We start from the raw sequence: 12,588 nt of genomic DNA on the forward strand, positions 1-12,588 counted from the left end.
TCAATATGGCTGAACCAAAAGACATGTACCAGTGCCAGGTAAGCAATTGCGGGTACATATACAATCCAGACAAGGGGGACCGCAAAAGCAAAACCCCCAAAGGAACCGCTTTTGCCGACCTGCCCGAAGACTGGAAATGCCCGGTCTGCGGCGCAAGTAAAAAAGCTTTCAAGCCTCTTGGCTAACTTTTTTAATACGGAGATAGGAACATGAAATACGTATGTACTATTTGTGGATGGGTTTACGATCCTGCTGAAGGCGACCCGGACGGCGGCATCGCTCCCGGAACCAAATTCGAAGACATCCCTGAAGATTGGGAATGCCCGGTCTGCGGTGCTGGCAAGGATGATTTCGAGCCTGAAGAATAAGCTCGCATCACTTGCTGCATCCGCTCTTTACGGATGTGTTTAATGTGAAAATGACAACAGAAAGCCGGGCATGCCCGGCTTTCTGCGCATAAATAAATCAACAAATTATATTAGGAATATTCAAGTGAGACCTGTTGAAATTAAAGAAGGCGTACATTGGATCGGAGTAGTGGATTGGAACTGCCGTAACTTTCACGGCTATGCCCGTTCCGCTAACGGAACCACCTACAACGCTTTCTACATTGAAGATGAAAAGAAAGTGCTGGTAGATACTGTTTCCAAAGGATCTGAGAGTCAGTTTCTCTGCTCTCTTGCCCACCTGACCAAGCCTGAAGAAATTGATTACATCGTGGTCAACCATCTCGAACCAGACCACGCCGGTTGTCTCGAAAAAATGGTTGAACTTTGCAAACCCGAGAAAATCTTTGTTTCCGTCATGGGCGGCAAAAACATTGCCACTTTCTTTGACAGCAAGGACTGGCCCGTACACGTAGTAAAGCCCGGTGAAGAAGTTTCCATCGGTAAACGCACCCTGCGCTTTTACGAAACCCGCATGCTGCACTGGCCCGACAACATGTTCACCTATTGCCCCGAAGACAAACTGCTCTTCACCAGTGACGCATTCGGTCAGAACATTGCCGCCAGTGAACGCTGGGTTGATGAAATGAGCAAAGAAATGGTTGCTGATCACATGCAGCAGTACTACGCCAACATCATCACCCCTTACTCTTCCAAGGTTATCAAAACCCTCGAGACTTTTGCAGGCCTTAACCTTGATGTGGACATGATCTGCCCGGACCATGGCCTCATGTTCCGTGGTGATGACTGCGCATTCGCCCTTGAAAAATACATGGAATTCGCAAAACAGGAACCCAAGAACAAGGCAACCCTGTTTTACGATACCATGTGGAGCTCCACCGAACGCATGATCAGTGCAGTTGCTTCCGGCCTGGTGTCCGAAGGCATCTCTGTTAAAGTTATGTCCGTTAAGGCCAACCACCACAGTGACATCATGAGCGAAGTTTTCGACTCCGCCGCTGTTGTCATCGGCTCCCCGACCCACAATAACGGCATTCTGCCCGGTATGGCCGACGCCCTGACCTACGTTAAGGGTCTGCGCCCTCAAGGTAAAATTGGTGCCGCAGTAGGTTCTTTCGGCTGGTCCGGTGAGTGTGTAAAAATCCTCAATGAATGGCTTGAAAAAATGGGCTGCGATATCATCGAACCCCAGATCAAGGCCAAAAACCGTCCTAACCACGACACCCTCAAAGAGTGTTTCCAGCTCGGCGTTACCATTGCCGCTGCTATCAAGGCAAAGACCGCTAAATAATTATATCCCCGGACAGGCCTTTGTCTGTCCGGGGATTATCGTGTTTAAATAAAAACTAATTCACAAAGCCTTTCATTTTATGTTATCAAGAAGTTGAAAATGTAAAAATAGGAAGCTGTTACAATATTATCGATAATAGTTTTTTTTAGCGTCACCCTTATCAAGGAGGATCGCAAATGGCTGTCGGACGTAGGATCAAAAAAGAAGTCATGGCCGTACTGGCTGATGAGAACTGGGAAAACAGGTTTGAAGAATTAATGGAAAAATATTCCATGCAAAACCTTGTGGCCCCGCTTTTCGCATCCCTTTGTGCGACCACGGTAATGGTCCGCTGGCACGGTGTAACCTGTTTCGGCAAGGTCATCTCCCGTATGGTGGAGGAAGACACAGCCAAAGCTCGCGTTGTCATGCGCAGAATCATGTGGATGCTCAATGAAGAATCAGGAGGGTGTGCCTGGGGTGTTCCCGAAGCCATGGGAGAAATCTCTGCTGTAAACGACCTTATGGGTGCCGAATATGGAAAAATTCTGCTTAGCTACAGCCATGAGGACGAAGAAGGCCCGGAAAACTACCTTGAATTCCCCACCCTGCTCCGGGGTGCGGTCTGGGGAGTTGCCCGCATGGCGCAGGACCGCCCGCAGATTGCGGCGCAGGCTACGGATGATATGATCCGTTTTCTTTCCTACCCTGACCCGGTCATACAGGGAACCGCCTGTTGGGCTCTGGGTGGCTTGAAAGCGGCCAAGTCCGTTAAAAAGCTTGAAGCTTTGGCGGATAATGATACTGTTATAGAAATTTATAAAGACTCGTTATTGCAGTCTGTAACGGTGGGAAGGCTGGCACAGGAAGCTCTGGAAAGAATTTCCGTTTAAATCAACAACTTGAACAAGGAGAGGGATGATGGATGTTCTGATGCTGTCAAGGCTGCAATTTGCCATGGCAACAATGTTCCACTTCATTTTCGTACCGCTCACACTGGGGCTTTCCGTCATGGTTGCCATTATGGAAACCATGTATGTGCGCACTAAAAAAGACATTTACCTGCGCATGACCAAATTCTGGGGAAAGCTGTTCGTCATTAACTTTGTTCTCGGAATCGTGACCGGAATCACACTTGAATTCCAGTTCGGTACCAACTGGTCCCGCTATTCCGAATACGTGGGTGATATTTTCGGTTCGCTGCTGGCGATTGAAGCCACAGTGGCCTTCTTTATGGAATCAACATTTCTCGCTGCCTGGATTTTCGGCTGGAAAAAACTTTCCCCCAAAATGCACGCAGCCTGTATCTGGATTGTTGCGATCGCTTCCAATATTTCCGCGATCTGGATTATCCTTGCCAACGGCTGGATGCAAAATCCTGTAGGCTACGTAATCAGAAACGGCCGCGCGGAACTGGACAACTTCACAGAAGTTATCACCAACCCCTTTGCATGGGGCCAGTTCCTGCACAACGGCTTTGCCGCTTTCATGGTTGCCAGCTTCTTTGTCATGGGTATCAGTGCCTATCACCTGCTGCGTAAAAACGAAGTTGAATTCTTCAGCAAGTCTTTCAAAATGGGCTTGATCGTAGCATTCATCTTTTCCATTCTTGTTGCTGCGCAGGGTCACCACCATGCCCAGACTGTAGCCAAGATGCAGCCTGAAAAGCTCGCTGCCATGGAAGCCCTCTGGGATACCCATGAAGACGGCGCTCCCATGTACCTGTTGGCAATGCCCGACGAAAAGAATGAGAAAAACTCCATTGAATTCCTCGGACTGCCCGGCGCACTCAGCTTCCTTGCTTTCAACGATTTTGATGCTCCGGTAAAGGGCCTCAAAGAATGGCCCAAGGAAGACCGTCCTCCTGTGACAATTACTTTCCTTGCCTTCCGCATCATGGTCGGACTGGGAACCCTCTTCCCGCTGCTGTGCATCTGGGGCTGGATGAAACGCAAAGACCTGCTTGAAAATAAGCTTTACCTGCGCCTCATGCTTTACGCAATTCCTCTGCCATACATCGCCATCTGGGCCGGCTGGGCAGTTGCAGAAGTAGGTCGCCAGCCATGGATCGTCTACGGCATAATGAAGACCAGCGATGCGGTTTCGCCCATTGCCACAAGTCAGGTAGCATTTTCTTTTATCGCCCTGACCTCTCTGTACACTCTTCTGGGAGCGTGTGAGATATATCTCCTGGCGAGATTTGCCCGCAGAGGCCCTGAACCCACCAAGCCTTAAGAAGCTGTAAGACAAGGAGATTACTATGTTAGAAACCATATGGTTCTTGTTATGGGGCTTACTCTGGGCCATCTATTTCATGCTCGACGGGTATGATCTGGGTCTGGGGTCCATGATGCCCTTTCTGGCCAAGGACGAAAAAGACAGAAAAGCAATTTATAAATCCATAGGCCCCTTCTGGGACGGTAACGAAGTATGGCTCATCACCGCCGGTGGTGTAACTTTTGCCGCATTCCCCAAGGCATATGCGGTAATGTTCAGCGGTCTTTATACCGCACTCATGCTGCTGCTCATCGCCCTGATCATCCGCGGTGTATCCTTTGAATTCAGAGGACTGGTTGAAAGCGAATGGTCCCGCAAATTATGGGATAAAGCCATGGTTGTAAGCAGCTTCCTGCCCGGACTGCTCCTCGGCGTTGCCTTTGCCAACATCTTCATGGGTATCCCCATCGATGAAAACGGCGTATTTCAGGGCAACCTGTTTACCCTGCTCAACCCTTACGGTCTCGGCGGCGGTATTCTTTTTGTTCTGCTTTTCGCCCAGCACGGTTGCCTCTGGCTTGCAGTGCGTACTGAAGGTGAACTCAATGAACGTGCCGGCAACCTTGCTGCAACCATCTGGCCGATTCTGGCGGCAGTTTATATTGCCTTCCTGGCCCTTACCGGGGTATACACTCAGCTGCTCAGCAATTACTTGGCCTACCCGGCCCTGATGCTGATCCTGTTGATCCCGATCTTTGCAATCGTCAAGGTTCGCACCCTTATCGCAGCACGCAAGTGGTGGAAAGCATGGGCCTGCTCTGCTGTCCTTATTGTATCCACCACCATGTTCGGTATAATTGGACTATTCCCGGCCCTGCTGCCTTCCAGCATCAATCCGGCATATTCCATCACCATCCAGAATGCTGCATCAAGTCAGCTGACCCTGAAGATCATGCTGACGGTTGCACTTATCATGGTCCCCATCGTCATCGGTTACCAGTTCTGGATGCATAAAGTATTTGCAACCAAGATCACCGACGAAGATCTGGGCTACTAGCAAACTGAATCCAATTACGGAGAACAACTGAAATGTCTAACAAGGTTCTTGAAAAAGCACTTAACGAACAGCTCAACGCTGAAATGTACTCTGCATACCTTTACCTTTCCATGTCCGCCTACTTCAGCGACATCGGACTGGACGGCTTTGCCACTTGGATGCGGGTACAGGCCAAGGAAGAGCAATTCCACGCCATGAAGTTCTACGATTACATCAATGAACGCGGCGGCCGTGTACTCCTCACTGCCATCGAAGCTCCCAAAACCGAATGGGATTCCCCGCTGGCATGCATTGAGGCTGTGCTTGAGCACGAGAAGCATGTTACTTCACTGATCAACAATCTCGTAAACCTCGCAATCGACGAAAGAGATCACGCTACCAACATCTTCCTGCAATGGTTCGTAACCGAGCAGGTTGAAGAAGAAGACAGCGTGAACGCAGTACTGAACAAGCTACGCCTGCTCAACGGAGAAGGCAACGGCATGTTCATCCTTGATAAGGAACTTAGCACCCGCGTATTTAACGCACCCGCTGAGTAATCCCTGTTTCTGCACAGACTCTAAACGGCCTTACCCCCGATTCAATTTGAGGGTAAGGCCGTTTTTTTATGCCTTTAATCATTCTCATTTATTTTGTTGGAAAAATCAGCCAATATACACGCGCTAATAAACATACAATCCTCACGCATAATGCAAGAACACAAGTCCACATATATAAAGATACTGCTCCTTACCCTATTGTTCATGGTAAGCGCGTGCGTCCAGACAACGGGCGAGAGCGAAACTAAAGCAGTGAGTGGCTGTCTTGATCTCAGCGAATGGAATTTCGAGAAACAAGGGCCTGCCGCACTTGACGGGGAATGGGAATTTATTACTGGCGAATCTGATTACAAGAACGCATCTCCAAAAGATTTTTTCTCCATCCCCTCTTTATGGAAAGGCGAAACAACACAGGGCAGCCCTGTCCACAGCAAAGGAAAAGCTCTATACCGCCTGAAATTAAAACTTAGCCCTGAATCAATTGCAGATTCGTTCTATATTTCAGGGGTACTTTCGGTGTGCAATGTGCTGGTAAACGGAAAACAGGTCGGTTCATCCGGGACAGTCGGTTCTGATGTCCAATCTGAAAAACCCGAAAAACATCTTATCACCCCGTCATTTGCTCACGACAACGGAATTGTAGATATCGCCATTGAAGTATCAAACTTTCACAACAAGGAAGGTGGCATCAATTCCAGCATACTTTTCGGCAGCCATGAACAGATTGAAGACCTGATCAATTACCGGCGCATTTCAGGAGCCATTATCGGCGGCGCATTGCTGATCATGGGCATTTTCCATCTTGTAATTTTCAGCATGCGTAGGGCCAGCCGGGAAAATCTTTACTTCGGCGGATTCTGCTTTGTCTGGTGCATTGCCACGATTTTTAATCCGCCCTCAGGCTTTCTGGCCGAAGAGATTCTATCCTTAGACTGGAGCTGGTATATAAAAATATGTCTGCTGCCCACCGGGCTGGCCATTCCCCTTTTGCTGGTCTTTTATAACTCAATTTTCCCCCAGAAATACGGAAAACAAATCTGCTGGTTGTACTCATCAATCGGCGGAATCTATTGTGTTTACACTCTCATCACCCCGCCGGGGGCATATTCCGCAGCTGCTTTCGCCTACTTCCTGATTACCCGGACGGCGTACATTTACCTGATTGCATCTTTCCTGAATGACCTGCGCAGAAAAAGAAAAGGGGCAATCTATCTCGCTCCGGGATATCTGGCTCTTTTTTTGGCAGAATTCGATGAAATCCTCTTTGACCTGAATATTTTCGGATCGGCTGACTTCACGCCCTACGGCACTTTTATCTTCATCCTCTCATATTCCCTGCTCATGTCGGCCCGCTTTGCAGAGACCTTGTCCCGCTATGAACTGGTCAGCGAAGAATTGGAGGTTCACAAGAAAAAAGAACAGAATCATAAAATGGTCCAGCAACACCTTTCCAGAAAGCTCGACTCGCTGGAGAAAGAAACCATCGCCGTCAACCGCGAGCTGACCAATGTGCTTGCCCGAAAAACGGAAGAAAAAAAGCCGGACAAGCGTGATCTGGCTGTCCGGCTAATGAATGAATCCCTTGAATGCTGGGAAAAATGTACAGGCAAAAGCAAAGCCGATCTGGCTTCGGAGTCAGGAATCTGGAATATCTACTTTGAGAAAGACGGATACGCCCGGACCCAGACCCTTGACCGCTATCTGAGCATAGAGACCCTGCCCGAACGCCCGCGCTTGAAAAACATCTATGCTACTGCGGAATTCGTCATCAGCAATTGTTCGCAGAAGGCTGAATCAACCGCCCAGCTTGAAAAAAATCTCAATCAGCTAAAAAAGATGTCGTGACCGAAAATTTCCGATCACGACATCTAATCACAATCCTTAAATTAACTATTTCATCCGCTTATCCTGCGAACACAAATCCCCAACAAAGCGACGAAAAACAATCCGCAAAGCTCCATAGACATTCCACCCTGTGGGTTCATTACACATCCGGTACTGCCACCGGAAGATCCGCTTGATCCACCAGATGAAACCGTTCCGGGAACCACAGGATCAAGAATCACACCGGGTGTGTCATCAAGATCGTAGTCGCCGTTATCTTTCACTGAATAATTAATTGTGTAAGTCCGCGCGCCCACGAGGATCGTCTTCGGGTCAATATACTGCCCGCTGTTGCCTTCATCGGTGATCCAGAAATAACCTTCTTCAGAAGGATTCTTGCCGGAGCTGTAGGTAAAGCTCTTGGATTCTTTATTGGGAAAAAGTTTGAAAAGAGCGACTTCTTCAGCCTTGCGCTCACCAAGGCTTGAGCTGTTGAAACAGAAATACGCGACTTTCCCGGCTGTTACTGAGGCTGTAAATTCATAGACATTTGCCCCGAGCATAGAGTTCATGCCCGGTGTCTGGTGCTCATCCTTGATTTCCGCTGCGGTCTTCACCTTTTTAGTTACCGAAGTCACGATTGCTCTGGTGCCTGTGGGCTGTGTTGTAACAGGGCTTACAGTTTTGTCTGCGCATATATCAGGACCGCTAATATTGCTCGTTTTAAAAAGGTATGCAGCTCTATGTCTTCCATACTTCAAAAAATCGGGGACAGCTAAATCTCCCCCTGCAACACAATAATCTCCTTGAATGGCTACAGCGCAATCAACTTTAGATCCCGGCTCGGTCTCTACATCTGAAATCCTTTTGACTATACCCCAAGTACCTATATCAGATTGACTTTTGGAAAACAGATAAGCTCCATTACCTGATCCAATAAGAGCAAGATCTCCTGAAAGAGAAACATCGTGACCAAATTCGTCATCTGCATAGGAATAAAGAGTTCCATCATTCAACACGGGCTTAAACTTTTTCACTATTCCCCATTGATCCGCCCCTCCTTTATCTTTGGAATAAACATAGGCAGCACCCTCAACTGTATAACCTCGAGAGCCAACCAAAAGCAGATCTCCTGAAGTAGAAAGACTATAACCGAAGCGTAAATTTTTCGTAGTATCACTACTACCGTCGTCATTTTGAGCATGAATCTTTCTTTCTGTTTTCCAATCCTTGTCTATCTCTGCATCTCTGGAGTAAATATATACACATCCGGCCCTTATCTTCTCCCAGCCTATTCTTTTACCTGAGGCACCTACGATAATTTTCCTATCGACTATAGCTAATGATTCTGCAAACCTCAGGCTGTCCTGAGCCTCCAAGAGGCCATCCTCATTCTGCGGCATTAATGTTTGATGATGCTTCCATTGCCCTTGATTCTCCTGATCAGGTAAATAGACCTCAGCTCTTCCCGAATTTTCACGTCCTGCATAATCATGACTGCTTTGACCTATAACCATAAGATCGTCACAAAGGACTACACTGTTACCGAATTCTCCACCATGCTCCGATAACTGTGGAACAATCTTCTGAACAAATCCCCAATTATTATTGCCCCCAATATTCCTCCCAAATACATACGCGGCCCCAGCACGCCTATCCAAATCAGAGTTAAGTCCCTTAGCAGTTATGACCAAATAATTATTTGATATAGCAACAGCACTGCCCAAAGACATCTCCCAAGGATTACTCTCTTCCGAAGCTAAAACAATTCTCTTCAGGAATCCCCATTTTCCCGTTCCGCCTCTATCCTTTAAATAAAGGTATACGGCTCCGGCTCTTGGGACAGCTCCTGAATCCTCAAATGGAGCGCAGATTGCTAACGTATCATTATTAATTGCAATCCTTTCCCCAAACTGAGAATCAGCCGCCAAAGCTGAATTAGATTGTATTTTTTGAATCAACTCTACCGGGGGAGAAGCCACAGAAACGACAGGACTTGCGATCAATCCTAAAAGCAACAAAGAAAAAGCCATCTCTTTTAGGGCACGTTTTCTGCCTACTCCACGTACAATGATCCCCAGCAAACCGACCACAAACAGCATGCAAAGCTCCACAGAGAATCCCGCCTGCGGATTCAGCACACACCCGGTACCGCCCGATCCACCGGAAGTCCCCGGAACGACCGGGTCGTTAATCACCCCCGGGGTATCATCGAGATCGTAGTCACCGTTATCTTTTACGGAGTAGTTAACCGTGTAAGTCCGCGCGCCCTCAAGAATCATCTTCGGGTCGATATACTGCCCGCTGTTGCCTTCATCGGTTATCCAGAAGTAACCTTCTTCCGAAGGATTCTTACCGGAACTGTAGGTAAAGCTCTTGGATTCCTTATCCGGGAAGAGCTTGAAGAGGGAAACATCCCCTGCTGCGCGCTCACCGAGACTGGAACTGTTAAAACAAAAGTAGGCTACTTTCCCGGCAGTAACGGTGGCGGTAAATTCATAGACATTAGCACCGAGCATGGAATTCATACCCGGGGTCTGGTGCTCTTTTTTGACCTCTGCTGTTGTCTTCACTTGTTTTGCAACCGAAGTCACGGTCGCACTGGTACCTGAAGGCTGTGTTGCTGTAGGGCTGACTGTTTTGTCAGTGCAGCTGTCAGGGCTGACTATGTTGGAAGCTTTAAAAATATATGCCGCTCCGGCATTATTGAAAGTCTCTTCTGTTTTGGATTTTGTGCTGACGACACTGTAATCTCCGTGGATGGATACAGCTGTAGCCAGCTTGGAATCCGGCTCAGTCTCGCTATCGTTTATAATTTTTACAATTCCCCAAGAGCCGACATCGGATTGACTTTTTGAGAACAGGTATGCTCCGCGATCTGAAGCCACTAAGGCCAGATCTCCGGAAATAGACAATTCCTTACCAAAAAAGGAACCTTCATAAGTATACTGAGTTCCGTCCCCGCGCACTGCGGTCAGTTTCTTTACTATGCCCCATTGATCAGCCCCGTTCTTATCCTTGGAAAAGATATAGGCAGACCCTACATAGTTATCACTGCCTACGGGCGTACGCGCTGCCCCTACGAGGAGAAGATCAGCGGAAAAATCAACATCGTACCCGAAATACATTCCCGCCAGAACATCAGATTCGCCATTATCCTTTCGAGCTGTAAGTTTCTTGACAATCCCCCATCCGCCAGCACCGACATTCCTGCTAAAAACATAAACCGCCCCGGCCTCGACCTTTCCGCCAGCTTCCTTGCCCCGGCCGCCGACAGCAATCAAATCTCCCGAAACGTCAACAGAAGAACCGAACTGCAAGGAAGCTTCCCTTTCTACGACCCCATTTTCATCTTGGGCAACAAGTGTCTTGTCGAGCTTCCATTGTCCGGGATTATCCGGGTCAGGCTCATAAACATAGGCACTTCCCACATCCGCTATTGTGGCAACCTCCAATAATCTACAGCCAATAACTATTGTATCTCCACAAACAGCAACGCTGTTCCCGAACTGACCCCAACTGGCAGGAGTCACAGGATTGATAACCTGCATAAGTCCCCATTCATCGTCACCACCCTTATTCCTGCCGAGAATATAAACTCTTCCTGCATTGGTGGTGCCGTCATAATCTTCAGCCATGGCGGAGATAATCAGATAGTTACCGGATAAAGCCATAGCCATGCCGAAATTGGTACTCGCTTCCGTAATCCCGAGATCAGCAGCTGTGATTTTCTTGAAAAATCCCCAAGTACCTGCTCCCCCGGAATCCTTGTAATAAATATAAACAGCACCTCTGGCAGTCTCCCCGGCAATATCTTCGCCTATAGCCGAAACGACAAGAGTGTCATTGCTAATAACGGACATACGCCCATAGTTGGCATTAGCTTTGAGCGACCCCGGATCGTGATCAGCGGCAGTAATCTTTTTAAGCAATTCCACCGAAGGGGCTGCAGGGCAAAAGGCGGGACACAAAATCACCCCCAAAAAAATCAGGGAAAGAATCAGCTTTTTCACAACGGGACTCCTGACAGACAAATTTAAACTTTGGTAAACAGACCTGTTCGAAAACAGCCTCCGCACTTAAAACTACAATTTTACCAAATCCTTCAGGCTTGTAATTTGTCAAAAGATTTCCACGTGAATTCCCGTGAAAAAACAAATAAACGGCTTATTTATCAATACCTTATCTAAAAACGCACAAAGCCCCTGAAGCAGAACTTCAGGGGCTTTGTGGATCAGATCATTAAGAATTATTAATCAGCTTAATATTGGAATTTTACCGAAGATTGAGAGGCGGCAGCAAAAAATTCCGAAGCCTGATTCTGGTAGGCACGAATTCCCGCCATGTGTCTTGCAGAAGGACCTTGCTGCTGTTCTTTCTGTTCAGATTCATCAGTTTTTTCAGCGTTGATCCCAGCCAGCTTTTCGGCCTGCAGTTCTTCTTCCTCAGAAACAACTCCGTCTTTATTCAGATCCTTTTCTTCTTCATCTTCTTCCTTGCGGAAAAAATTCTTTTCGAACTCAGACAAAGCCTCGGAGAATAAACTTCCATCCCCCTGCTCCTCTGGCTGTTGCTCTTCACCTACTACAGAGTCTATGTCAGCCTGCGAGACTTTCCCGTCTCCGTCTGAATCAAGCATGTTGAATGTATCTTCATCCAGACCGCTCTCTTCAAAGCCGACCATCTGCTGAGCTGCAGGATTAGGGGCCTTGGCGGCAACTTCTTCCGCCTGCTGCATCTGGACATCCAGCTTGCCAAGCTCACCTTTTTCCTTTTGCAGCTTATCAAGAACAGCCTGAACTTCAGAAGGAGAAACCTGACCATTGCCATCAGCATCAAGCTTGGAGAACTTCTCCTTGGTCAGCCCTGACTCATCAAAGCTAAGGACGCCATTGCTATCCTTATCTTTGGAAATCATTAAGGAATCAAGAAAATCACCCTGCTGTCTTTGCTCTGAAATTCTTGATTCATCGGGAGCGTAGCCCGCACTCAGCTGCGAACTTTCAGGACCGTCAATTCCTGAAATACTCATCTAAATACTCCTGGTTAATCCGCACTTAACGGACGGTAATAATTGCCTGACAGAAAACATTAAGAAAACTAAAGCAATTATCATTCCAGCACTCAGAACCATAACCAGCACCAATCGCAGAGTTTTTCAGGAACAACGTCAGTACTTCCTTCTCAATACATTAGAAACCTGTAGTACAGGGATGCTACCCCCTCCGTTGTGTCGTTTGTTAATCTGCTCCAATCAACACAACAAAACAGGAG

10 protein-coding genes are annotated in these 12,588 nt (G+C 47.7%); 8 read left to right on the top strand and 2 right to left on the bottom strand.

Annotation, left to right across the window (positions count from 1 at the left end; translation table 11 throughout):
* Nucleotides 1–5 precede the first annotated feature (5 nt).
* The 8 genes from FMS18_RS14975 to FMS18_RS15010 all read left to right on the top strand — a co-directional run bounded on the left by FMS18_RS14975 (nucleotide 6) and on the right by FMS18_RS15010 (nucleotide 7,335).
* Nucleotides 6–185, top strand: coding sequence for a rubredoxin (locus tag FMS18_RS14975; RefSeq protein ID WP_163295484.1), 180 nt, complete (start codon nucleotides 6–8; stop codon nucleotides 183–185).
* A 24-nt stretch (nucleotides 186–209) separates the two neighbouring features.
* Nucleotides 210–368, top strand: a complete 159-nt coding sequence (gene rd, locus FMS18_RS14980) for a rubredoxin (RefSeq protein ID WP_163295485.1) — start codon at nucleotides 210–212, stop codon at nucleotides 366–368.
* 124 nt (nucleotides 369–492) lie between these two features.
* Nucleotides 493–1,698 carry an FprA family A-type flavoprotein gene (locus FMS18_RS14985; RefSeq protein ID WP_163295486.1) on the top strand — a complete coding sequence of 402 codons (1,206 nt, stop codon included), beginning with the start codon at nucleotides 493–495 and terminating at the stop codon, nucleotides 1,696–1,698.
* 176 nt (nucleotides 1,699–1,874) lie between these two features.
* Entirely contained in the window at nucleotides 1,875–2,570 is a 696-nt protein-coding gene (locus FMS18_RS14990; RefSeq protein ID WP_163295487.1) for a DVU0298 family protein, read from the top strand.
* 28 nt (nucleotides 2,571–2,598) lie between these two features.
* Nucleotides 2,599–3,912, top strand: coding sequence for a cytochrome ubiquinol oxidase subunit I (locus FMS18_RS14995; RefSeq protein ID WP_163295550.1), 1,314 nt, complete (start codon nucleotides 2,599–2,601; stop codon nucleotides 3,910–3,912).
* A 25-nt stretch (nucleotides 3,913–3,937) separates the two neighbouring features.
* Nucleotides 3,938–4,951, top strand: a complete 1,014-nt coding sequence (gene cydB, locus FMS18_RS15000) for a cytochrome d ubiquinol oxidase subunit II (protein WP_163295488.1) — start codon at nucleotides 3,938–3,940, stop codon at nucleotides 4,949–4,951.
* A gap of 32 nt (nucleotides 4,952–4,983) precedes the next feature.
* The gene (locus tag FMS18_RS15005; protein ID WP_163295489.1) at nucleotides 4,984–5,490 is read left to right on the top strand and encodes a ferritin; all 507 of its coding nucleotides are present in this window, start codon (nucleotides 4,984–4,986) and stop codon (nucleotides 5,488–5,490) included.
* Between the two features lie 252 nt (nucleotides 5,491–5,742).
* Nucleotides 5,743–7,335, top strand: a complete 1,593-nt coding sequence (locus FMS18_RS15010) for a 7TM diverse intracellular signaling domain-containing protein (RefSeq protein ID WP_368854175.1) — start codon at nucleotides 5,743–5,745, stop codon at nucleotides 7,333–7,335.
* 50 nt (nucleotides 7,336–7,385) lie between these two features.
* Here the strand turns inward: FMS18_RS15010 and FMS18_RS15015 are convergent, their stop codons facing one another.
* Nucleotides 7,386–11,327, bottom strand: coding sequence for a hypothetical protein (locus FMS18_RS15015; protein WP_163295491.1), 3,942 nt, complete (start codon nucleotides 11,325–11,327; stop codon nucleotides 7,386–7,388).
* A gap of 248 nt (nucleotides 11,328–11,575) precedes the next feature.
* Nucleotides 11,576–12,346, bottom strand: a complete 771-nt coding sequence (locus FMS18_RS15020; protein WP_163295492.1) for an EF-hand domain-containing protein — start codon at nucleotides 12,344–12,346, stop codon at nucleotides 11,576–11,578.
* Nucleotides 12,347–12,588: the final 242 nt, after the last annotated feature.

Source organism: Desulfovibrio sp. JC022, assembly GCF_010470665.1.
Lineage (GTDB): Bacteria > Desulfobacterota > Desulfovibrionia > Desulfovibrionales > Desulfovibrionaceae > Maridesulfovibrio.

Bases quoted from the DNA above. Each gene is read 5' to 3' on its own strand.
- rd (WP_163295485.1), top strand. From the start codon at position 210: ATGAAATACGTATGTACTATTTGTGGATGGGTTTACGATCCTGCTGAA.
- cydB (WP_163295488.1), top strand. From the start codon at position 3,938: ATGTTAGAAACCATATGGTTCTTGTTATGGGGCTTACTCTGGGCCATC.
- FMS18_RS14995 (WP_163295550.1), top strand. From the start codon at position 2,599: ATGGATGTTCTGATGCTGTCAAGGCTGCAATTTGCCATGGCAACAATG.
- FMS18_RS14990 (WP_163295487.1), top strand. From the start codon at position 1,875: ATGGCTGTCGGACGTAGGATCAAAAAAGAAGTCATGGCCGTACTGGCT.
- FMS18_RS14975 (WP_163295484.1), top strand. From the start codon at position 6: ATGGCTGAACCAAAAGACATGTACCAGTGCCAGGTAAGCAATTGCGGG.
- FMS18_RS15005 (WP_163295489.1), top strand. From the start codon at position 4,984: ATGTCTAACAAGGTTCTTGAAAAAGCACTTAACGAACAGCTCAACGCT.
- FMS18_RS15020 (WP_163295492.1), bottom strand. From the start codon at position 12,346: ATGAGTATTTCAGGAATTGACGGTCCTGAAAGTTCGCAGCTGAGTGCG.